Source organism: Variovorax sp. V116, assembly GCF_041154435.1.
GTDB lineage: Bacteria > Pseudomonadota > Gammaproteobacteria > Burkholderiales > Burkholderiaceae_C > Variovorax > Variovorax paradoxus.
This window is the reverse complement of record NZ_AP028661.1, coordinates 858,298-880,438: the sequence shown is the minus strand read 5'-3', so window position 1 is coordinate 880,438 and position 22,141 is coordinate 858,298. Positions and strand designations below refer to the sequence as shown.

Genomic DNA, 22,141 nt, shown 5'->3' with positions numbered 1-22,141 from the left:
ACGTATCGGGCATCCGACGTGCAAAGTTGTGCGCTTTCCTTGAACAAAGAGAGAGGGTTTCATGAAGAAGCATGCTGTTGTTACGGGCATCACCGGGCAAGATGGCGCCTACCTGGCCGAGCTTCTGCTCGCCAAGGGCTATGTTGTCTATGGCGCTTATCGCCGCACCAGTTCGGTGAACTTCTGGCGCATCGAAGAGCTTGGAATCCAGCACAACCCCGATCTTCATCTGGTCGAATACGACCTTACCGATCTTGGCAGCTCGATCACGCTGATCCGTGAGGCAGCGCCGGACGAGGTCTACAACCTCGCAGCCCAGAGCTTCGTCGGCGTCAGCTTCAATCAGCCCATCGCCACCGCGCAGATCACCGGCCTGGGTACGCTGCATCTGCTGGAAGCCATCCGGCTGGTCAACCCCAAGATCCGCTTCTATCAAGCCTCGACATCCGAGATGTTCGGCAAGGTCCAGGCCATCCCGCAGACCGAGGAAACGCCCTTCTATCCGCGCAGCCCCTATGGCGTTGCAAAGCTCTACGCCCACTGGATGACGATCAACTACCGCGAGAGCTACAACATCTTCGGTTGCAGCGGCATCCTCTTCAATCATGAAAGCCCCCTGAGAGGCAGGGAATTCGTCACCCGCAAGATCACCGACGGGGTTGCGAAGATCAAGCTCGGCAAGCTGGACGTGCTGGAACTCGGCAATCTCGATGCCAAGCGCGACTGGGGCTTTGCGAAGGAATACGTCGAGGGCATGTGGCGCATGCTGCAGGCGGAAGAACCCGACACCTACGTGCTCGCAACGAATCGCACGGAGACCGTGCGCGAGTTCGTTGCCATGGCATTCAAGAGCGCCGGCATGGCCATCGAATTCAGGGGCACCGGCGATTCGGAGTCCGCGGTCGACGCGGCCACCGGCAAGACCGTCATGCGCATCAATCCGGCGTTCTATCGCCCGGCCGAAGTGGAACTCTTGATCGGCAATCCCGCCAAGGCCAAGGCCAAGCTTGGCTGGGAACCTGCGACCACCCTCGAACAGCTGTGCCAGTTGATGGTGGAGGCCGACCTTCGGCGAAACGCCCAGGGCCAGTCATTTTGAGGATATTGCTGACCGGCGCCGAAGGATTCACCGGCCAGGTATTTGCCAAGCGAGCTGTTGCGGCTGGCCACCTCGTCATTCCACTTCAGTCCGACCTGACGCATCGCGAGGCCCTGCACCAGGAAGTGTTGGCGCTTGCGCCCGACGCCGTGGTGCACCTGGCAGCCATCAGTTTTGTGGGGCACGCCAACGAGGCAGCGTTCTACGCAGTCAATGTGGTCGGAACCACCCATCTGCTGGACGCGCTGGTGCAACTGCCTGCCAGGCCTGCCCGTGTTCTCCTGGCTAGCAGCGCCAATGTCTACGGCAACACGGCCCAATCGCCCATCACCGAGAGCCAGCCGCCGGCACCCATCAACCACTATGGCATGAGCAAGCTCGCCATGGAGTTCATGGCGAGGACCTACAACGAGCAGTTGAACCTGGTGGTCGCGCGCCCCTTCAACTACACCGGGCCCGGACAGGACGCCCATTTTCTGATCCCCAAACTTGCCGCGCACTTCGCCGCGCGTGCGCCGTCGATCGAGTTGGGCAATCTGGATGTCGAGCGCGAGTTCAACGATGTGCAGATGGTCTGCGATGCCTACCTGCTGCTGCTCGCACATGGAGAGCCGGGCGAGACGTACAACATCTGCTCGGGACGGCCGTATGCGCTGCGCCGGATCGTCGAGACTTTTGCGCGGATGACCTCGCACAACCTGCACATCGAGACCAATCCGGCATTCGTCAGAGGGAATGAAGTGCACCGTCTGTGCGGCGACCCGCAGAAGCTCCATGCGCTCCTGTCAAGGCAAGGAGCCATCTTGAATGAGCCCGTGCTGGAAGACACCCTCGAACGCATGTTGCTTGCCAAGCAAAGCTAGAGCTTGCTTGGTCTCGTGCGCATGCAAACGCCCGTAAAAGCAATCGGTCCGATGAAAACGCCGCACCAGCGGGTGATGCACCGGGTTGCGATCGCAATTGCGACTGCATCCGCCTTCTTCGCGCCCTGCGCCATCAGCTGAAAGACCAGTGATGCCTCCATGGTTCCGAGCCCTCCCGGAACCATGCTCGCGGCACCGAGCAGCGTGGCATTCACAAAGATCTCCAAAGCCACTGCCGGCTGCAATGGCAGCCTCAATACCGTGCAAAGCACAGCGAACACAACAGCCTGAATGCCGTAGGCCAAGGCGGCGAGCAGGGTGAACAGGGCCACATTGCGAAGCGTCCATAGCTGCGCCCATTGCGCCAAGGCCTCGGCGGCAACCCGTCCGGGCGCGAGGCCCCATCGGCTTGCAAATGCCGTCGCTCTGGCAGACATCGACGGGCTTCTTACAAGGTGGCAAAAGGCAAAGGCTGGGCCGCTATCCAGAGGGTGACGCTCAAGGCCGCGCGCACCGGCCGCGACGACGCCCGCAAGATCCCAACAGCAAGGCATCGACCCCGCGCAGCGCCGGCAACTTGAGAGGCTCGAGCGCAAGGCCGACACCGACGCCAGCTTCGAGGCGGTGGCGCGCGAGTATCACAAGACCAAGAGTTCGGCGTGGAGCCCACGGTACCCGGAGCGTTGGATCTCAATCATGGAGAAGGATGCGTTCCCCTGGCTCGGCAGCCTGCCCCTGTCCAGCATCATCCCACCGATGCTGCTGCAGGTTCTGCGTCGCGTTGAGGCCCGCGGCGCGCACGAGACCGCCCACACCTTGCGCCAATGGTCCGGCCAGGTGTTCCGCCACGGCATTGCCACCGGCAGGTGCACCAGCAACCCAGCACCGGACTTGCAAGGCGCGCTTGTGCCGGAGCAGGTCAAGCACATGGCCGCAGTGCTGGAGCCAGTGAAGGCCGGCGAGCTCATGCGAGCAATCGCCGCATACGCCGGCCAGCCCGCAACGCGCGCAGCGTTGCACCTTTCTGCCCTCCTCTTTCAGCGGCCCGGCAACATCCGCCAGATGCGGTGGGCGAACGTCGACCTCGAGAAGGCGATGTGGACTATCCCCGCGGCCGACATGAAGCGCACGAAGAGCGCCAAGATCAACGGACGGCCGCACCTGGTGCCGCTGCCGGCGCAAGCCGTCGAGATCCTGGAAGACCTCAAGCCGCTCACCGGTCATGGCCAGTATGTTTTCCCGAGCCTGCCGACCGGCGAGCGGCCGATGAGCGACAACACCGTGAACACGGCGCTGCGTCGCATGGGCTTCGACAACACCGAGATGACGGCCCACGGCTTTCGCGCGATGGCGCGCACGATCATGGTCGAGCAGATGGATGTCGAGCCCGAGCTCATTGAAGCGCAGCTCGCGCACGGAAAGAGCGGGCCGCTCGGCGCCGCCTACGATCGCGCAGAGTTCGTGGTCAAGCGCCGCAAGATGATGCAGCTGTGGGCCGATCATCTCGATGAACTGCGCCAAGGCGCAAAGTTCTTGGCTTTCAGGGCTGCGTGAGCATCCCCATGTGCTCTACCGCAGGCGCGTGCCGCGCGCGGTCGTGGGCACATGCGTCTTCGGCGGGATCATGCCCCACTGCCCCATCACCAACTCGCGGTCGTACTCCACCTCATCGGCCCGCCGGATGAAGCTGGCCAGCGACAGCGGGAACACCTTCAGCAGGCATTCCCAATCCCTTGCGCTGATTGTCGCGAAGGCGCGCAACTGACGAAGCGCGAGTTCGTGGATCAACCATGGACCTGCGGAATGCTCACTCTCGAACAGCGCGAGGGACGGGGCCGCCTTGGGCTGTGGATCAGCGGCCCCGACGCCAACGTTCCGCCGCTGGGCCCTTCTATGGCGGCCAGAGATCGCAGCTTGCGCCTACGACACCATCAGCTTCGCGGGAGCCGAGAAGATCGGAGAGCGTTGGTTCTACCAAGTGTGGTACTGCGAGATCGGCGGTCCTCCGCGGGAGTGAGTCAGCCTCGGGGCTAAGGACGAATTGGGCAATGAACCGAAAAGCATTAATTCACTGCATGAGCGAGCGCCCAGCGGCCGAAATTGTTCGTACTGCTTCACCAGAACGACACCGAACATTGCAAAATGTATGTGCGGCGCTCAAAAGGTGTCGAGCCAGCCTCCAACCGAAGGAGGCGTTTTATTGCTCTCCATGACTTGAGGTGCGCTGGAGAATTGCGACCGACTCCCTAATACCAGACGGCCGCCGTGGCATGAGTCCGATTTGAGACTGGGTTCATGCGTTTGAAATTTCCATTGCGCTGCAAGACCACATCAATACATCTAAACTCCGAAATACTAGGAAGAGGGAAATGAAAAATTCAAAAGACATATTGATCTCGGCATTCAAATCAATAGCGATTTTGTCAGGGTTAATTTCAAGCATCGCCTCGTCTCAAGCATCACCTGGCTTTTCTGCTTCAGACAACCTTGGCTTCCAACCTGGGGGTACAACCTCATATACAGTCCCTATTGCAACCCAAATCAATACAACCAATCTTGCGATTTTAGCAGCCGCTAATGCTGGCGTGCAAGATCTTGGCGTCATGCCGAGAACCTCTCCTTCCGCAACAATCCTCAAAAATGGCGCTCTTGTCATCGCCTTTCAAGCCAATAATGGCAACCTTTACACGACCGGAACTCAGGGGGTAAAGAATTGGGGAGCGGGAATGATGGAGGGCACGAGTCCGAGCATCACGCTAACTGCCAATGGCTATCAGATCGCATTTCAAGCCAATACTGGAAATCTCTTTATCGTCGGAGATAGCGGCCCGGGTGACACTCGGCTTGGCATGAGGCGCGGAACCAGTCCCTCCATTACGACGCTTTATAATGGAACCACGGTTACAGCCTTCCAAGCCAATACTGGCAATCTTCTAACCTACGGTGCCAGTGGCGTTAGAGATTGGAACGCCGGAATGATGGTCGACACAAGCCCCAGCATTACGGCCGTTGGGAGGCTGAATCAGTTTCAAATTGCATTTCAGGCAAATACGGGCGATCTTTTCATTGTTGGAGACGGCGCCCCTGGATCGACCGGATTGGGCATGATGCATGGGACAAGTCCGTCAGTTACAACGCTTGTTAACGGACAGACGATAACTGCTTTTCAAGCAAACACTGGAAATCTTTATACCACCGGCTATGGCGGCGTAAGAAATTGGCAATTGGGAATGAAAGAGGGCACGAGCCCGAGCATCTCAACAATTATGATAGCGGGAACAACTAGCAGCATAATTGGATTTCCCTGGGACGCATACCAAATCGCATTTCAAACCAACGTGGGAAATTTATACACCACTGGGTCCTTTAGCAATGGCGGCATGGATCACGGAATGGCCCCCAACAGTAGTCCCGCAATTGTTCCTATGGTGGCCTGGGTTGTTCCGCAGGAGAGGTCCAGACCAGTGATAATTAATGTTGGGCCATTTCCTGTTTGGAGCTGGTAAGTCTGATTATTCAGCCCTGAACAAGACAGCGGCGATTGAAGAAATTAGGGGATTCATAGCGTTCGCTGGTCTGGGATTTGCCGGGTAATGCGGTTTTGAGCAACATTACCTTGCAAATTTCGGCGGGGTTCCACCAAAGGTCAGCGGCCGCAGCCAGCAGCACGACAAAGCCCTTCGGCCAACGATCGAACGAAGCGCATCCGGGCTGGTTTACATGAAGGAAGCCGCGCTCGATCGCCCGAAGACCAATCGATGCGGACGCGCAGAGGGTTCCTGGTGGTATCGCGCCTACGCCCGCGAGCAGATGCCGCAGGGCCGCGGGCAATACGAGTTCGCGGAGATCGAGGCCCGGGCCAAGCATGCCGCCTGTGGCGCGAAGCAGAGCCGGTGGCGCCGTGGGACTGGCGCAAAGGGATGCGCCCGCCCTTCGAATAGTTGGCTCGCTCTCGCGCAATCTTCGATGCCTTGTCGGGTGACCTTTGTTCACGCTGATCTGCGCATTCGTTCACATCCGACTCTTTGCCGCTTGGGCATAAATCACTGCCGCCATTCAGGCGGCCGCCCTTAGGGCTGCCCCCGCAGCCTCTTTGCCCGCATCAGCGGGCATTTTTTGCTAGGAAGGTTTTCGCGTGAGATCCACTCGCCGAACACTCGCGCTTGCAGGGCGGCGGCAGAATTCCGGCGAGGGTTCGGGGAAAACCTAACATTCCTAATTGATCTACCGAAATACCCCGGAAAGCCTTTATCCATGCGGGTTTTGGCCGTTTCGAGAAACCTGATTTTTTCCTAACCTGAACCTAACCAGATCAGGGTTTCTCTCTCTGACCTTCGGGAAAACAGAAACCCATACAAATCACCAACTTACGAAAAAATTAGGTTTCAGGTTAGGTCAGATCAGCGTGAGACCTGACTTGCTCAGCGCTAGGCGCCATGCGGGTTTGCGGCCGGTTTGGCCCCCAGATTAGGAAATCAGGTTTTCCCCGAACCCAAACCGGATTTGCTCCCTGCGAGAACTGGCCTAGCGAGTTCCGTAGGCACCCGAAAGGGCCGACAGGGAGCGTCACAGTACGTCGTCCGCGACATGCCGCTAGCAACGCGGCGGCGCAGCACGGCGCGTGGCCGCGCCACTGTTCGACCGCGCCGTCGAAAGCGACCTATTTAGCGGGCAGGCGGGGCGGGGTCTCGACTGCGCGCCCGGCCGGAGTCGGAGCCCCAAAAGGGTGCAGCTATCAGCCTTTGCGATGGGCGCAGGAAAGGCCCTAGTAGCCACACAGACGCGCCGCAAAGCTTCCAGGCAGACTCCGGCGCCTGGAAGGGTTCTGCGGCCCACACGCGCAGCACAGATACTTCCCCGTTCGATAGGAGGAAACTCAGATGGGGAAGATGGAAATATTCAAGTACCTGCTCGACACCTTTGCGGGAACCACCTTGGACGAGCCCACGATGGAAGAAAGCTGACGCGCGCGCTGACCGCCAAGCAAAGCTAACGTTCATCTTCATTCACACGCCGGACGAGTAACCGCGGGTCGGCTCCATGGCGCTGCATCCCCAGCCAGCCGAGGTGATGGGCCAAACTTCGAACGTAAGACATCAATAAACCACGCCCTCGTGCGCGGTGTCGGAACTCGCATAACAGAGTAGGCCAAAGCATGCCGAGTCTCAATGCTCCACGCCAAGCGCCGCGCAGTTGACGCTCGCGTAGGCACCGCCCACGTATTGGCGGCCTCACAGCTCAACGCTTCCAAAACGGGCGTGTTATAGGGCTCGAGAAATACTGCTCAGCGGTTGATTCTCGTCGGCTGTTAAACCAAGAGTCTTCGTCGCAAGGTTCGCCGTAAGAATTGCCTCTATTGCTTCGCCCCACAGCACCGCATTCGCCTCAAGCGTTCGGAATTCCCTTACATACGAAAATGCCTCTTCCGATAAGGTTTGCCGAACCTCTGAATTCTCAGCCAAAAGATTCAAGGCGCCCGCCCACTCGTTAGAATCCGCGGCCGCAAGCAATCCATTTTTTTGATCAGCGATCGTCTCAGTATAACTCTCTGTCGCGCTATAGATTCCTGGAATTCTATTCAAAGAGTAGTCCAAAAACTTTAGATCGGACTTGCAATCATTAAACTCGTTCGCCACCAAAGGTGCTATAGCAAAGTCCCATTCGATCTCGCGCTGCATCCATTTTATAAACTCAGGATACTCGACCCGTCCGACCGGGACCTTAACCACGGAAACAGGCAAATCATTGAACAGCCCTCTTACCAGTTCCTCGTCGCCGATGCCAATAATCTCCATTCGAACCGAATCCCTCCGCGCACGAAGAAATCGTCTCAAAGGCTCGACGACCATTAGCAGATCCTCAAGGTGCGAATAGGTTCCCATATACCCCATCACCAGCCTTGAATTGTCCAGCTCTCGTCGCCTGTCAACCTTCCGCTTAAGGTAATCGAAGTCGAACAAACGCTCATCCAAATAATTACCAACCACATGAATATTAGCGTTCAAGCGCGCCATTCGACGCTTGAGCGCGTGAGTGGAAACAATGAGGCCTGCCGCATTCTTTGCGTATCGAATGATTATTTGTCGCTGCTCCGAATTTGGATAATCCGGCGCACCGGGAGCAACATTTAGATCAAGCAAATTGTCGTCAATTTCATATACGTAAGGAATTCCAAGTGTCGCAAGTCGCTTCAATAAGCGCGACTGATCCGCCAAAGTATGATCATGACGCCACCCGCGCTCCAAAATCACCAAGTCGACCACGAAATCAGGCAAATCCGTCCCAAAGGTCAAGTTGAATTCGCCTTGAAGGCTCGGATGGGATAAAGGCCTCAAGAGCCGAATGTGGCTGGCCCCGTACGGAATGCCATCTGCCCCACATTCAAACATTACATGAATACGCCGCTTCATTGGCGCGCCTCCACCTTCGCCTCGTCCGAAAAAAGCGTCTGCGCCAACGCAAGTGCAGGCCTATCGGGGAAAAAGAGTGAAGTTCTCTCTACGCCCGCAGCGCTCAGCCGTCGCCTTAAATCAAAATCGTCAACCAATCGCAGACAAGCCTTCATACACTGCTCCTCATCGCGCGTATCGACAAGCAGTCCCGATTCTTCATGAATCACAATTTCTGGGAGTCCGCCATTCACCGGCCCAATGACAGTTGCACCGCTCGCCATCGCCTCTAGGCAACTTAACCCCATCGCCTGATATACCGACAGATCAACAAAAATATCCACTCGCTTCATCAACGCTTCTACTTCTGCTGAACTCAGTTCGCCGTAGTTCCGATAGCTCGGGTGCGATCTCAGAGGGTCCAGAATGGGGTCGATGGATGCGCATCCAAAGGTGCGCACCTGAACCGCATCCGCGCGTTCCGTTAGGAGGCGCCGAAGGATGTTGACTGTCATTTGAGGCGCACGGCGCGGGGTCGATGGCCGGACCATCGCGCACACGACGACTTGTTTGGAGCCTCGTTGAGTTGAAGGTGGAGCAAACCTCGACCAGTCGAAGCTTGGACCGACCAGCGCAGGTGTTTTGCCAGTTTTCTCTATGACCATCCTCCGATTCCAGTCGGTTTTTGTCATCAGCTTCATCGGAACTTCCGAATAGCTTGCGAGCGCGTGCAGGTAAGCCTCACTTCCCTGCTCGAAAAAATCCGGCTCGAAATCCTGAATGTAGTAACCCACCACGGGTCTGCGCAGACTCTTCCTCTCAAGCGCAGCCTTAATCCAAAAAACAGAAAGATAGAGCGTTGCAACTACTGCATCATAAAAATGCACGTGCTCCGACAATTGCTCCCAATCTGAAAGCCATAGCTTGACTAAACGACAAGCCGGATATGAATCTTCAAAGGATGTGCGGGCGGCTTCAATATTGGCGATAACGACGTCGACTCCACATTCCTGCAAAACCGAAGCTTCGCTCAAGATCACGTTTGCACCGCCACCGGCGTGGAAGATGGGCAAGATAATCAGAATCCGTTTGCCCTCAAATCGCTGGCGAATCTCCTCGCGGATACGCAGCCGCTCATCCATCACTTGCATGCGACTGCGTGTGACTATCAGTCCAAGGTTATAGCGCGTGATCTCGAGTTGACTCATGATCGGAGCACTGGTGTGCTTACGATGCAAGTTCTCATCGGCCACCTTTACAAGTTTCATCCTGCGCTCGGTCGAATAGCTCTTCGATTGCGCATGAAACACGTACACATCGTCAGCGACAGCCAGTTGCCAACCTTTCAAGAATGCTCTGACGCACAGATCATTCTCTTCGCCGTAACCTTTTCCGAAGTTCTCCTCATCAAAAAGTCCCACGTCCGACAACTGCTCGCGGCGGATCAAAAGACAGAACCCGTTAAGGAACCCCACCCGCGGATAAGACCGGCGCGACGCCATGGCCACTCGTTGCGCCATCGTCGAGATCGTCATCTCAGGCGGCAAGGGGTTAGACGACCAATCGCCGTCTTCATCAAAGATTCGAGGGACGGATTGCCAGGACGCCGTATTACTTAGTGGTCCCACCATACCAATTCGCGGATCAGAATTTGCGCACTCGACCATCCTATCGAGCCATTGGGCGGACACGATCGTATCGCTGTTCAAAAGAACGACGAACTCCCCATTGGACGCACGCATACCCGCGTTGGCTGCAAATGTGTACCCCTGAGCAACCTCGTGACGCACCAAAATGCCGCCTTGGTCTTGGATGAACTCGGCGAGGTAATTTTTGGTGTCTTCGCCGCTGCCATCATCAACCACAATAATTCGATATGGTGGCAGCGTATGAGCGACTACCGAACTAAGGCAATTTTTGACATCCGATAACGCGTTGTGCACGCAGACAATCACGTCCACCGTGGCACGATGGCGATTTAAGGTGTAGCGCGTCTGACGTTGCTCTAAATCCGGCTCCGTATGCCGATGAGCAGCGCAGCCGGATTGATCAAAAGCAACGATCCGCCGCTTTAACCCCGAAATGCCTTCCTGCGCGACCACCTTGCCCACAGTCCGCATCAAACGCAATCGACCTCCCGCTGCCTCGCTCGCGGGCAACAAAAGTCTCTTCGCTGCACGCAAGTTTGCGAGCCGTGCCCCTGCCCACCGGATTGGACGGGAGGCCTTCCAACTGGTCGATGCCCAAACCTCTCGCAATGCCGCGTCCAAGGCAGCCTCTCGCTCTCGCGCTTGAGCAAGTTGTGACTGCGTGCTCGCTCGTTCCCCTTCCCATCTGGTCCGCTCTGCTCGTCGCAGCTCATCTTGGCTCTCAAAATGGTTGAGGCGCCGATACATATCTGAAATGCGTTCCTCATAGACATTTAACCGCGCTTCCTCCGCTTTAAGCAGGGCCACAACCTCAGCTTGCTGCGCCAGTAGTTCGCCAATACGCTCATCTTGAGCAGCCACTTGGCTTCTCAACTCCTTCTCCGTATTGGCGGCAGCTTCAGCCTGTCTACCCAGTGCCTCGGAAACATCAACAACCTTTCGGCCAACCTCGATCGTCCGGCCCAATTCGCTGAACAATCGTGTTATGTGCGAGCGACCCGCTTCCGTGCCAAAAGACCGCAGCAGAGACACTGCTGCTGGACTTTGGTCGTCTCCATAAAACAGAACGCCCAACCCGTGCGAGTGCATGAATTCGATCGTCGGATAAGCACTCGACAATTCCTCCCACAGCCGCCATACACCAAAACCTCGCTCGCGAACGTTGATGTCATGAAAGAGCACGATCGATCGCTGCGAAAGCTTGGGCTTCCACGATTCGAAGTCGTGCTTTACCGCGTCATATGTGTGAAGTCCGTCTATATGTAATAGATCGATACTTCCGTCCGAAAAATAGTTGATAGCATCGTCGAACGTCATGCGCAACAAGCGCGAAAAGCTTTCAAACGGAACGTTCCTCGACTGAACGGCCGCAAAAACCTCTTCGCCGTAGAGGCCTGCGTGTTCATCACCATGCCAGAGGTCCACCGCATAGCATTTGGTATCCAACCGTCCACGCTCGACCGCTTGGCAAAACGAGAAATAGGAATGCCCGTAGTGCGTACCAAGTTCCACTAGCATGCGTGGCTTGGTCGACTCAACGATCCATGCCCCAAACGGAATGTGACCTAGCCAGGCGCTCGGATGGGGAACAACATCAATATTTTCCAGCGCAGCGCTGAAATCAAGCTCAGACATAAATCTCTCAGTTCACTTCGTGCATATCGCACTTTCGGTCGCATCCGACTTGCGGCCTTGCAACGGCCACTTATTAACGCCGTAGGTGCTGCACTACGCAGCGAATATCTCAGCTTGATGCAGAGCCGCTCCCGCGGCATCCTTCAATGAGAGCATCGGCTCCATTGCGATATCGGGCCAACCAATTGCAAGGTCCTTGTCATTCCAAGCTATACACCGCTCATGCGCCGGCGCATAGTAGTCCGTCGTCTTGTAGAGGAAATCGGCGCTGTCGCTCAGCACCAGAAACCCATGCGCAAACCCCTCAGGCACCCACAACTGCCTGTGGTTGTCCTCGCTGAGCTCCACCCCCACCCATTTGCCAAAGGTCGGCGACGACTTGCGGATGTCTACCGCCACATCGAACACCGCGCCGCGCACCACGCGCACCAGCTTGCCCTGGGGCTGCTGGATCTGATAGTGCAGGCCGCGCAGCACGCCCTTGGCCGAGCGCGAATGGTTGTCCTGCACGAACTCGACGTGCCGGCCGACCGCCTCATCGAACGCCTTGCCGTTGAAGCTCTCATAGAAAAAGCCGCGCGCATCGCCGAAGACCTTCGGCTCGATGACCAGCACTTCAGGAATCGCGGTAGGTGTTGCCTTCACGAGCGCACCTCCTCCGCCAGCAAATGGTTCAGATATTTGCCGTAGCCGTTCTTTTGCAGCGGCACGGCAAGCTTTGCCAATTGCTCGCGATCGATGAATCCATTGCGCCACGCAATCTCTTCAGGACACGCAATCTTGAGCCCTTGCCGATGCTCCAGGGTCTGGATGAACTGCGCGGCCTCCAGCAGGCTCTCGTGCGTGCCGGTATCCAGCCAGGCATAGCCGCGCTGCATGATCTGCACGTTGAGCTGGTCCAGGTCGAGGTAGGCCTGGTTGACCGCCGTGATCTCCAGTTCGCCGCGCGCGCTGGGCTTCACGGCCTTGGCGATCTCGACCACCTGGTTGTCGTAGAAGTACAGGCCCGTCACGGCATAGCTGCTCTTGGGCTTGACCGGCTTCTCCTCGATGCTGCTGGCCTTGCCCTTGGCATCGAAGGCCACCACGCCGTAGCGCTCGGGGTCATGCACGTGGTAGGCGAAGACGGTGGCGCCGGAGGGCTTCGAATCGGCATCGGCCAAGAGGTGCGCGAAGTCATGGCCGTAGAAGATGTTGTCACCCAGCACCAGCGCGCTCGGCGAATTGCCTACGAATTTGTCGCCGATGATGAAGGCCTGCGCGAGGCCATCGGGGCTGGGCTGCACCGCGTACTGCAGGTTGATGCCCCACTGGCTGCCATCGCCCAGCAGCTGCTGGAAGCGCGGCGTGTCCTGCGGCGTGCTGATGATCAGGATGTCGCGCATGCCGCCGAGCATCAACGTGCTGAGCGGGTAGTAGATCATCGGCTTGTCGTACACCGGCAGCAGCTGCTTGCTGAGCGCGAGCGTGGCGGGGTGCAGCCGGGTGCCGGAGCCGCCGGCCAGGATGATGCCTTTGCGTTGCGTGGTCTTCGTGGTCATTGTGTTGTGTTCTCCGCTTCTTGCTTGCTTGCTTCGCTTGTCAAAGGGTCTCGCGCAGCATGCGGGCCACGCCCTGCTGCCAGTGCGGCAGCACCAGGCCGAAGGTGGTCTGCAGCTTGCGCGTGTCCAGGCGCGAGTTGGCGGGGCGCGTCGCGGGCGTGGGGAAGGCGCTGGTGGGCACGGGGTCGACGGCTTCGGGTCCGGCCTTGAGTTCGACGCCGGCCGCCTTGGCCTGCTCGATCACGAAGCGCGCATAACCGTGCCAGGTAGTCTCGCCGCCGGCCACCGCGTGATACAGGCCGGCCTTGGCCGGGTCCTGCAGCGTGGCGCGGATGGCATGCGCCGTGACGTCGGCCAGCAGCTCGGCGCCGGTGGGCGCGCCGAACTGGTCGTTGATGACGGTCAGGCGATCGCGCTCCTTGGCGATGCGCAGCATGGTCTTGGCAAAGTTGCCGCCGCGCGCGGCATAGACCCAGCTGGTGCGGAAGATCAGGTGCTTCGAGCAGTGCCTGGCCACCAGTTGCTCGCCTTCGAGCTTGGTGCGGCCGTACACGCTGAGGGGGCCGGTGGCGTCGTCTTCTTTCCAGGGCGTGCTGCCGCTGCCGTCGAAGACGTAGTCGGTGGAGTAGTGCACCATGAGCGCGCCGATCTGCTGCGCGGCCTCGGCCACCACGCCGGGCGAGGTGGCGTTGAGCTTGCGCGCGAACTCGGGCTCGCTCTCGGCCTTGTCGACGGCGGTGTGGGCCGCGGCATTGACGATGACGTCGGGGCGCACTTTCAGCACCGTTTCGGCCAGTTGCTCGGGGCGGCTGAAGTCGGCGTTGAAGTCTGTGCTGTCGAAGTCGAGCGCAACCAGCTCGCCCAGCGGCGCGAGGCTGCGTTGCAGCTCCCAGCCGACCTGGCCGCCCTTGCCCAGCAGCAGCAGCTTCATGCCGCAGCCTTGGCCGCGGGGGCGGCGTCGTATTGCTTCTCGACCCATTCGCGGTAAGCGCCGCTTTGCACGTTGCGCACCCATTCGCCATGGGCCAGGTACCACTCGACGGTCTTGCGGATGCCGCTGTCGAAGGTTTCGGCGGGCTTCCAGCCGAGTTCGCGCTCGAGCTTGCGCGCATCGATGGCGTAGCGGCGGTCGTGGCCGGGGCGGTCGGTGACGTAGCTGATCTGCTCTTTGTAAGGCTTGCCGTCGGCGCGCGGGCGCAGTTCGTCGAGCAGCGCGCAGACGGTGTTGACGATCTCGATGTTGGGCTTCTCGTTCCAGCCGCCGACGTTGTAGGTCTCGCCGAGCCGGCCGGCTTCGAGCACGCGGCGGATGGCGCTGCAGTGATCCTTCACGTAGAGCCAGTCGCGCACCTGCATGCCGTCGCCATACACGGGCAGCGGCTTGCCGGCCAGGGCGTTGACGATCATCAGCGGGATGAGCTTCTCGGGGAAGTGGAACGGCCCGTAGTTGTTGGAGCAGTTGGTGGTGACGACCGGCAGGCCGTAGGTGTGGTGCCAGGCGCGCACGAGGTGGTCGCTCGCGGCCTTGCTGGCCGAGTAGGGACTGTTGGGCTCGTACTTGTTTTCTTCGGTGAAGGCGGGGTCGGTCTTGGAGAGCGAGCCGTAGACCTCGTCGGTCGACACGTGCAGGAAGCGGAAGGCGGCTTTCTGCTCGGCCGGCAGCGCGCTCCAGTGGCCGCGCACGGACTCGAGCAGGCGGAAGGTGCCCAGCACGTTGGTCTGCACGAAGTCTTCGGGGCCGTGAATGGAGCGATCGACGTGCGATTCCGCGGCAAAGTTCACGATGGCGCGCGGTTTGTGCTCGGCCAGCAGGCGGTCGACCAGTGCGCTGTCGCCGATATCGCCCTGCACGAAAATGTGCCGCGGGTCGCCCTTGAGAGACGCGAGCGTCTCGAGGTTGCCGGCATAGGTCAGCTTGTCGAGGTTCACGACAGGCTCGTCGCTCTGCGCCAGCCAGTCGAGTACGAAGTTGGCGCCGATGAAGCCCGCGCCGCCGGTTACCAGGATCATGAGTCTCCCCGAAGTTTCGAATCAATGACAATTATCCCATTGGTCCGAATTGTCAAAATTCATGGTTGGCGGCTTTGCGGTCCCCGCCTACAATCGTTTCACTGCAGGAGAGAGGGTAGTACTTATTACTACTCCACCGAAGGCGCAAACTCCCATAAACGCTCAGGTCGGCCCACAGATTCCTTGAAGTTCTTTCAAAGAGTTGCGTGGCAGGTACTGCATCAACTGACAAGCCGTCTGGAGAGCCATCACCTCGCGTGATGCACCGAAGGAGCAAACCCGTTGCAGGGTGCAACAGGTGAATCTCTCAGGTACCAAGGACAGGGGGAGCGGCAACTTGGACGGCGTTCGTCCGGTTGCTTGCTATTGAATCAGTAGCACACCAAGTTCGCCGTTCAAGTGCCAATCTTCAAAGGTACTTGAAATGCGTGTGATCGTTCTTGGCGCCGGCCTGCTCGGCGTGACTTCTGCTTACTACCTCCAGCAACTCGGCCACGAGGTGACCGTGATCGACCGGCAGGCCACGCCGGCCGCCGAAACCAGCTTTGCCAACGGCGGGCAGATCTCCGTCAGCCATGCCGAACCCTGGGCCAACCCGAGCGCGCCGCTCAAGGTGCTGCAATGGCTCGGCAAGGAAGACGCCCCGCTGCTCTTTCGCATCCGCGCCGACATGCGCCAGTGGCTCTGGGGCCTGCAGTTCCTGCGCGAATGCACGCCGGCGCGCACCCGGCACAACATCGAGCAGATCGTGCGCCTGGGCACCTACAGCCGCGAGGTGCTGCAGCAGCTGCGCGCCGACGCCGGCCTCCAATACGACCAGCGCACGCAGGGCATCCTGCACTTCTACACGACGCAGAAGGAGTTCGACGGCGCCCTCCAGCCCGCCGAGCAGATGCGCGCATTGGGTTGCGAACGCCAGGTGATCTCAGCCGACGAAGCCGTGAAGATCGAGCCCGCCCTCGCCCACATCCGCCCGAAGCTGGCGGGTGCCACCTACACGGCGGAGGACGAGTCCGGCGACGCGAACCTTTTTGCACGCGAGCTGGCAAAGCGCGCGGCCGCAGCGGGCGTGAAGTTCCTCATGAGCCACACGGTGACCGCGCTGCGCGAGACCGGCGGCCGCATCGACCATGTCGAAGCCACCGACAGCGAAGGCCGCTTCCAGCGCATCCGCGGCGACGCCTTCGTGCTCGCGATGGGTTCGCTGAGCCCGATCGTTGCCGCGCCGCTGGGCATTCGGCTGCCGATCTATCCGGCCAAGGGCTACTCGGTGACGCTGCCGGTGAAGGACGCCTCCAGGGCGCACCAGGTCTCGCTGACCGACGACGAGTTCAAGCTCGTGTTCTCGCGCTACACCTCGGCTTCCGGCGACCGCCTGCGCATTGCCGGCACGGCCGAGCTCAACGGCTACGACCGCGACCTGAACCGCGTGCGCTGCGAGGCGATCGTGCGGCGCGTCGAGGAGCTCTTTCCGGGTGCCGGCGACACCACGCAGGCCCAGTTCTGGACCGGCCTGCGCCCCGCGACGCCAAGCAACGTGCCGCTGATCGGCAAGACGAAACTGCCGAACCTGTTCCTCAACACCGGCCACGGCACGCTCGGCTGGACGCATGCCTGCGGCTCGGGCAAGTCGATTGCGCACATCGTGAGCGGACTCGCGCCCGAGGTCGACTTTGCGTTCACCGGCATGCCTGCGCCGGCAGCGCGCGTACTGCAGCCGGCCTGAATGCTAGAGGGCGAGACTCAGTCCTTGCTGGTGAACACCGTCAGCACGCCGGTGTAGCCGTACAGGTGGTGGCGCGCGATCTCGCCTGCGGCGAAGAAGCCGACCAGCGGCACGTCGCCCAGCGCATGCCGCACGATCTGCAGCTCGGCGCCCGGCGCGCCGAAATGCGGCCCGCCGCGTCCCGAGCAGCTCACGTACACCGCGCCCGCGATGCGGCGCGCCGGATGCGGCGCGGCTTCGGCCTCCCCGGCCGCGACGGCGCGTGCGGTGGCCAGCGTCTGCTCCTCGGGCTCGAGTTCCTCCCGGATTTCCGCGCAGATGCGCATCAGGTCGGCGCGCGCGGCCTGCGCATTGCGGCGGCAGAAGGTCAGGCGCATGCCGGCCTCCGCCACGTCGGCAATCGCGATGCCGCGGCGCGTGGGGTCCAGGCCGATGATGTGGCGCACCAGCACGTCGGCGCCCAGGTCGCCGGTGCGGCGGATGCCGTCGCTGCCCGCATCGGCAAGGCCCACCAGGGTGGCGCGCACGGCGTCGATGGCTTCCTGCGGCCGCTCGAGCGTCACCTGCAGGTCGGCCAGCAGCACGTCGAGCGCGGGTTCGCCATCGAGCTTGAGCAGCAGGTTGCCGTCGGCTTCGGTGATCTCGCGCTCGCGCCCCGCGCCCGAGCGCAGCGGCTGGCAGCCCTGGGTGACTCGCGACACCAGCCGCACGCCCTCGCCGAACACCACGCCCGACAGGCCACCCGAGAACACGCCGCCCGCGGCGCCGTGCCCGCGGATGTTGCCGTTGCCGCCCACCGCGAACTGCAGCGCGCCGCCGCGGCCCGACGAGAGCCCGCCGAACAGGTAGCCGGTGTCGGTGCGGCCCGCCATCTCGCCGATGAGTTCGGTCAGGTCGGGCGTGGCGGGGTCCGCGTGCACCAGCGCCGTGTGGGCCTCGAAGCCGCTCATTTCCGAATTGCCCAGCGGCGCCACGCCGGAGAACACGCGGTACTGGTCGCTCGGCAGCGCGCAGAGCATCAGGCTGAGGCCGGGCTCGTCGAAATATTCGGCGTTGTTGGCCGAGACGCCGATGCCGACCGTGCCCGACCAGTCGGTGACCTCGGGCAGTTCGGCACTCAGGTGGTCGAGGATGTCCTGCGCGTCCGCCGCATAGTGGTCGGTGATGTAGAGCAGCCCGAGCGTGGGCGACGCCGCGTAGTCGGGCAGCGCCATCTGCGCGCGCAACTGGGCCAGCACGAGGCCGGCTGCCATGCGCCATTGCGGGTGGGTGGCATGGCCGGAAGGAAACAGCTTCATGATGCGTGCCAACCCGTTCTCTTCAAAATGTGTGTGTATGACGTCAGCGGCGGCCGGTCGTTCGCTTGCGCGCGGCGGCCGATGCCTTCTTGGCGGCGGCGGGCGCTGCCGCCTTCCTGGCCGCGGGTTTCGAAGCCGCGGGAGCATTAGCCGCCGGCTGGGCCATCGCCGGCACCTTGAGCTGGGCCGCATCCTGCAGCGCCGAACTCGCGATCTGCTGGAACTGCTCGGTCAGCGAGCCCCACCATTGCATCGGATCGATCACGCCGGCGGCGCCATTGCCGCCCGAAGCGGCAGCGGCCGAAGCCGGCTTGCTGCGCGCCTTCTTCGCCGGTGCCGGGGCTTCTTCTTCCTCGGGCTCGGCTTCCGGTTCGGCCGGCGCAGCGGCTGCTGCAGGTGCCGGAGCAGCGGCAGGCGCCACGGCGGCCGCCTGCTTGGTGAACGCGCTGGCGATATCTTCCATCCGCACGTTCATGCCGCGCAAGGTCGAAAGTGTCATCTTTTGCACTTCGAGCGCCTGGATGGTGGCCTTGAGCGCGTGGCCGTTCTGCTCGAGCCAATACTGCACCGTCTTGAGTTCCTGGATGCGCTTGTCGACCTCTTCCACGCTCAGCGTGGGGGCCACCCAGCTCGCGAGGCTCGGCAACCCGGGCACCGCACTGCCCGCCGCGCCGCCGGCGCCACCGCCGGCAAGGTTCTTCAGAAAATCGAATCCGGGGACGAATTGACTGAAGTCGAAGGGTTGGCTGGCGTTGCTCATGCAGAGGTCTCCGGTTGGGTTTTCTTGTGATGCCAGCTTACTCCAAGGCACCGCCGTTTTGGGCCCCGGCGCCGTCCCCTTTGTCCCCTCAGAGTTCCGCGCGCACCTTGCTGAACACCTTCCAGAACGCCGCGTCCTGCGAGGTCGCGAAATTGATCCGCATCATCGTGCTCGGCGGCCGCCGCGCATGGAACAGCGAGCCCGGCGCGAGCAGGTAGCCCTGGTCGAGCATGCGCTGGGTGAGCGCGTCGGTGTCGACGCCGGTGTCGACCCAGCCGAACAGGCCCGCCGGCTCCGACGCGAAGCTGCAGCCATGCGCCATGGCGAGCTTCACCGCGCGGCCGCGGGCGCCGTCGAGCCGGATGCGTATGCGCTCGGCATGCCGCCGCAGCTGCCCCTGGTCGATGCACCACGAAAGCGCCCGCTCGAACAGCGTGGGCGTGGTGAGCGTGGCCAGCAGCTTGGTCTCGAGCAGCCGCTCCTTCAGCTCCGGCGAAGCGGCCAGGAAGCCGATGCGCCAGTTGGGCGCGAGGATCTTGGCGAAGCCGCTGACGTAGATGGTGCGCTGCAGCCCGTCGAGCGCGCTGAGCCGCGTGGCGTGCTCGGGCGCGAGATGGCTGTAGGTGTCGTCCTCGACGATGTGGAAGTCGTGCTCGTTGGCCAGCTTGAGCACGCGGTGCGCGCTGCCGGGCGTGAGGCTGTAGCCGGTCGGGTTGTGCAGCACGCTCACGCTCACGAAGAGCTTGGGGCTGTGCAGCTGGCAGTACTGCGCCATCACCTCCAGGTCGGGCCCGTCGGCGCGGCGCGGCACCGGCAGGATGCGCATGCCCAGCGCCTCGAGCCGCGCGAATTCCAGCGCCCAGCCGGGCTCCTCGACCATCACCGGATCGCCCGCGCGCAGCAGGGTGCGGCTCACGATGTCCAGCGCGTGCGTGGCGCCCACGGTGGTCACGATCTGGTCGGGCGCGGCGGGCACGTTGATGCCCACCAGCTTGTTCGACAGGCTGCGGCGCAGCGCGGCGTCGCCCGAGGGTTCGCCGTACTGGAGCGACAGCTCCTGCAGCGCGGCTGTACTGGTCATGCGGCGCACGGCCGTCGGCATGAAGGCGGAGGCCATCCAGTCGGGCGGAAAGACGCCCATGCCCGGCTGCGGCTTGTCGCTGGGCCGGTGGAACATGCTGCGGATGAGCGAGCTCGCATCGGCCGGCACGCGCGAGGCCATCATCTGGACCACCATGGGCGCCGCGTTGGATGGGCGCCCCTCCTGCGCCGGCGCCGAGTCGCGCACGTAGAAGCCGCGCTGGCGGCGCGCCTCGACCAGGCCCTGTGCCAGCAACTGGTCGTAGGCCGCCACCACCGTGTAGGGGCTCACGCCCTGCTGGCGCGCGCATTCGCGCACCGAGGGCAGGCGTGCGCCGGGCGGCAGCAGCCGGGTGCGGATGCGTTCGGCCAGCCGGTCGGCCAATTGCCCCGTGAGCGACTGGGTGGAGGTTCGTGTCAGCATCTGGGGCTCGGCTTCTGTGTCGAAAGAAAGACCAATACAGTTTTCGAATATGTTCGACTAACTGTATCGGAACTGTAATGGTGTGAAAGTTTAGAGTGTATGCAATGAACTGGCAAGAATTCACCGCGCTGCTGGTGCTGGCCACGGCGATGAGTTTCTCGCCCGGTCCCAACACCACGCTTTCCACTGCCCTGGCGGCCAACGGCGGCCTGCCGCGCGCCATGCGCTTCGTGGTGGCCGTGCCGGTGGGCTGGACGCTGCTGCTGGTGCTGTGCGCGGCCGGCATCGGCGCGCTGGTGGTGGCGGTGCCTTCGCTGCGCCTGGCCATCAAGGCGCTGGGCGTGGGCTACCTCTTGTGGCTAGCCTACAAGCTGAGCGGCAGCGGCACGCTCGGCCGCGCCGACGGCGCCAGCCTCGACGTCGGCTTCGGCCAGGGCGTGATGCTGCAGTTCGTCAACATCAAGGCCTGGCTGCTCGCGCTCACGCTGGTGGCCGGCTGGATCGCGGGGCAGCCCGATGCGCTCGGGCGCTTCGCCATCGTCGCGCCGGTGATGCTGGTCTACGCCTTCATCAGCAACTTCACCTATGCATTGGCCGGCGCGCTGCTGCGCGAATGGCTCTCCAAGGGCAAGCGCCTGCTGTGGTTCAACCGCGCGATGGGGCTGGTGCTGGTGCTCACGGCCTGGTGGATGCTGGGCGTATGAGCAACAGGCTCAACATCAAGGATGAAACGCTGGGCATGTGGCTTGGCGTGATCGGCGTGGCGCTGTTCGCCATCACCTTGCCGATGACGCGGCTGGCCACCGGCACGCAGGGCGCGCCGCAGCTGTCGCCCTGGTTCGTGACGCTCGGGCGCGCCGCACTCGCGGGCATTCTCTCGACGGTCTTCCTGCTGGCCACGCGCTCGCCGCGGCCCGCGTCGCACCAGTGGAAGCCGCTTGGCATGGCGGTGCTCGGCAACGTGATCGGCTACCCGCTGCTGCTGGGCTACGCCTTGCGCGTGGTCACGGCCAGCCACGCGGCGGTGGTGACGGCGCTGCTGCCGCTCGTGACCGCGGCGGTCGCGGCCTGGGTGCTGCACCAGCGCGCGCGGCTCGGCTTCTGGCTCTGCGCCATTGCGGGCAGCCTGCTGGTGGTGCTGTTCTCGGTGCTGCGCGCAAGCCAGGGCGGCCACGGCTTCGGCTTCGAATGGGCCGACCTGCTGCTGGTCGGTGCGGTGGTCGCGGCGTCGTTCGGCTACATCTACGGCGCGCAGGTCACGCCCTCGCTCGGCGCGGAGCGCGTGATCTGCTGGGTCTGCGTGATGGCGCTGCCCGTGACACTGCCCGCCACGCTGGCCCTATGGCCCGCGGAGCCCATCGCCACCTCGGCCTGGCTGGGCTTCGTCTACGTGGGCGTGTTCTCGATGTGGATCGGCTTCTTCGCCTGGTACCGCGGCCTGGCCCTGGGCGGTGCGCTGCGCGTGAGCCAGACGCAGCTGCTGCAGCCCTTTCTCTCCATCCTTGCATCCATTCCGCTGCTGGGCGAACCGCTCGACGTGGTCACGCTGGGCTTTGCCATTGCCGTGGTCTGCACGGTGGTGCTCGGCAAGCGCCTTTCGCAGCCGCAGCCCGCTCCTGCCGTTCCGCCGCGCGCCGCGCATGCCGAACAATCCTGAATCCCACCCC

19 protein-coding genes and 2 riboswitches are annotated in these 22,141 nt (G+C 61.8%); of the genes, 7 read left to right on the top strand and 12 right to left on the bottom strand.

The window, feature by feature from the left end; translation table 11 throughout:
* The first annotated feature begins 61 nt into the window (after positions 1-61).
* Positions 62-1,099, top strand: coding sequence for a GDP-mannose 4,6-dehydratase (gene gmd, locus ACAM58_RS04050; protein WP_018903751.1), 1,038 nt, complete (start codon positions 62-64; stop codon positions 1,097-1,099).
* Positions 1,096-1,962 (top strand): GDP-mannose 4,6-dehydratase, encoded by an 867-nt coding sequence (locus ACAM58_RS04045; RefSeq protein ID WP_018903752.1) that lies wholly within the window; start codon positions 1,096-1,098, stop codon positions 1,960-1,962. The genes gmd and ACAM58_RS04045 overlap by 4 nt, the downstream gene beginning before the upstream one ends.
* Here the strand turns inward: ACAM58_RS04045 and ACAM58_RS04040 are convergent.
* Positions 1,959-2,516 (bottom strand): lysylphosphatidylglycerol synthase domain-containing protein, encoded by a 558-nt coding sequence (locus ACAM58_RS04040; protein ID WP_080642495.1) that lies wholly within the window; start codon positions 2,514-2,516, stop codon positions 1,959-1,961. The genes ACAM58_RS04045 and ACAM58_RS04040 overlap by 4 nt on opposite strands.
* 142 nt (positions 2,517-2,658) lie before the next feature.
* On the opposite strand from ACAM58_RS04040, the gene ACAM58_RS04035 reads away from it, so the two are divergent.
* Positions 2,659-3,516: a site-specific integrase gene (locus ACAM58_RS04035; protein ID WP_230537747.1), complete on the top strand. Its 858-nt coding sequence runs from the start codon at positions 2,659-2,661 to the stop codon at positions 3,514-3,516.
* A 15-nt stretch (positions 3,517-3,531) separates the two neighbouring features.
* Here ACAM58_RS04035 and ACAM58_RS04030 read toward each other — a convergent pair whose 3' ends face one another.
* Complete coding sequence (locus ACAM58_RS04030; protein WP_230537748.1) at positions 3,532-3,750, bottom strand: hypothetical protein; 219 nt, start codon at positions 3,748-3,750, stop codon at positions 3,532-3,534.
* Between the two features lie 581 nt (positions 3,751-4,331).
* Between ACAM58_RS04030 and ACAM58_RS04025 the strand changes: the two genes are divergently transcribed.
* Positions 4,332-5,468, top strand: coding sequence for a hypothetical protein (locus ACAM58_RS04025; protein ID WP_155247797.1), 1,137 nt, complete (start codon positions 4,332-4,334; stop codon positions 5,466-5,468).
* A 10-nt stretch (positions 5,469-5,478) separates the two neighbouring features.
* Here ACAM58_RS04025 and ACAM58_RS04020 read toward each other — a convergent pair whose 3' ends face one another.
* The 7 genes from ACAM58_RS04020 to rfbB all read right to left on the bottom strand — a co-directional run bounded on the left by ACAM58_RS04020 (position 5,479) and on the right by rfbB (position 15,186).
* Positions 5,479-5,829 carry a hypothetical protein gene (locus ACAM58_RS04020; RefSeq protein WP_155247798.1) on the bottom strand — a complete coding sequence of 117 codons (351 nt, stop codon included), beginning with the start codon at positions 5,827-5,829 and terminating at the stop codon, positions 5,479-5,481.
* A 1,394-nt stretch (positions 5,830-7,223) separates the two neighbouring features.
* The gene (locus ACAM58_RS04015; RefSeq protein WP_155247799.1) at positions 7,224-8,372 is read right to left on the bottom strand and encodes a hypothetical protein; all 1,149 of its coding nucleotides are present in this window, start codon (positions 8,370-8,372) and stop codon (positions 7,224-7,226) included.
* Positions 8,369-11,635, bottom strand: coding sequence for a class I SAM-dependent methyltransferase (locus ACAM58_RS04010; protein ID WP_080642496.1), 3,267 nt, complete (start codon positions 11,633-11,635; stop codon positions 8,369-8,371). The genes ACAM58_RS04015 and ACAM58_RS04010 overlap by 4 nt, the downstream gene beginning before the upstream one ends.
* Before the next feature lie 93 nt (positions 11,636-11,728).
* The gene (rfbC, locus tag ACAM58_RS04005) at positions 11,729-12,280 is read right to left on the bottom strand and encodes a dTDP-4-dehydrorhamnose 3,5-epimerase (RefSeq protein ID WP_018903758.1); all 552 of its coding nucleotides are present in this window, start codon (positions 12,278-12,280) and stop codon (positions 11,729-11,731) included.
* A complete protein-coding gene (gene rfbA / locus ACAM58_RS04000) occupies positions 12,277-13,176 on the bottom strand; it encodes a glucose-1-phosphate thymidylyltransferase RfbA (protein ID WP_018903759.1) in 900 nt (299 codons plus the stop codon). Before rfbA ends, rfbC begins: the two co-directional genes overlap by 4 nt.
* A gap of 40 nt (positions 13,177-13,216) precedes the next feature.
* Positions 13,217-14,107, bottom strand: coding sequence for a dTDP-4-dehydrorhamnose reductase (gene rfbD, locus ACAM58_RS03995; protein WP_018903760.1), 891 nt, complete (start codon positions 14,105-14,107; stop codon positions 13,217-13,219).
* On the bottom strand, positions 14,104-15,186 hold the full coding sequence (gene rfbB, locus ACAM58_RS03990; RefSeq protein ID WP_018903761.1) for a dTDP-glucose 4,6-dehydratase: 1,083 nt from the start codon (positions 15,184-15,186) through the stop codon (positions 14,104-14,106). Before rfbB ends, rfbD begins: the two co-directional genes overlap by 4 nt.
* A gap of 98 nt (positions 15,187-15,284) precedes the next feature.
* A riboswitch (glycine riboswitch) is annotated at positions 15,285-15,374 on the top strand.
* Positions 15,375-15,413: 39 nt separating this feature from the next.
* Positions 15,414-15,520, top strand: a riboswitch (glycine riboswitch).
* A 90-nt stretch (positions 15,521-15,610) separates the two neighbouring features.
* On the opposite strand from rfbB, the gene ACAM58_RS03985 reads away from it, so the two are divergent.
* On the top strand, positions 15,611-16,912 hold the full coding sequence (locus ACAM58_RS03985) for a D-amino acid dehydrogenase (protein ID WP_018903762.1): 1,302 nt from the start codon (positions 15,611-15,613) through the stop codon (positions 16,910-16,912).
* A gap of 17 nt (positions 16,913-16,929) precedes the next feature.
* Here the strand turns inward: ACAM58_RS03985 and ACAM58_RS03980 are convergent, their stop codons facing one another.
* The 3 genes from ACAM58_RS03980 to ACAM58_RS03970 form a co-directional block, all read right to left on the bottom strand.
* Entirely contained in the window at positions 16,930-18,210 is a 1,281-nt protein-coding gene (locus ACAM58_RS03980) for an FIST N-terminal domain-containing protein (protein WP_026283884.1), read from the bottom strand.
* Between the two features lie 43 nt (positions 18,211-18,253).
* Positions 18,254-18,970 carry a PhaM family polyhydroxyalkanoate granule multifunctional regulatory protein gene (locus tag ACAM58_RS03975; RefSeq protein ID WP_018903764.1) on the bottom strand — a complete coding sequence of 239 codons (717 nt, stop codon included), beginning with the start codon at positions 18,968-18,970 and terminating at the stop codon, positions 18,254-18,256.
* 88 nt (positions 18,971-19,058) lie between these two features.
* Positions 19,059-20,474, bottom strand: coding sequence for a PLP-dependent aminotransferase family protein (locus ACAM58_RS03970; RefSeq protein ID WP_018903765.1), 1,416 nt, complete (start codon positions 20,472-20,474; stop codon positions 19,059-19,061).
* Between the two features lie 104 nt (positions 20,475-20,578).
* Between ACAM58_RS03970 and ACAM58_RS03965 the strand changes: the two genes are divergently transcribed.
* Both ACAM58_RS03965 and ACAM58_RS03960 read left to right on the top strand, forming a co-directional pair.
* Entirely contained in the window at positions 20,579-21,178 is a 600-nt protein-coding gene (locus ACAM58_RS03965; RefSeq protein ID WP_018903766.1) for a LysE family translocator, read from the top strand.
* Entirely contained in the window at positions 21,175-22,131 is a 957-nt protein-coding gene (locus tag ACAM58_RS03960; RefSeq protein ID WP_018903767.1) for a DMT family transporter, read from the top strand. The genes ACAM58_RS03965 and ACAM58_RS03960 overlap by 4 nt, the downstream gene beginning before the upstream one ends.
* The last annotated feature ends 10 nt before the right edge of the window (positions 22,132-22,141 follow it).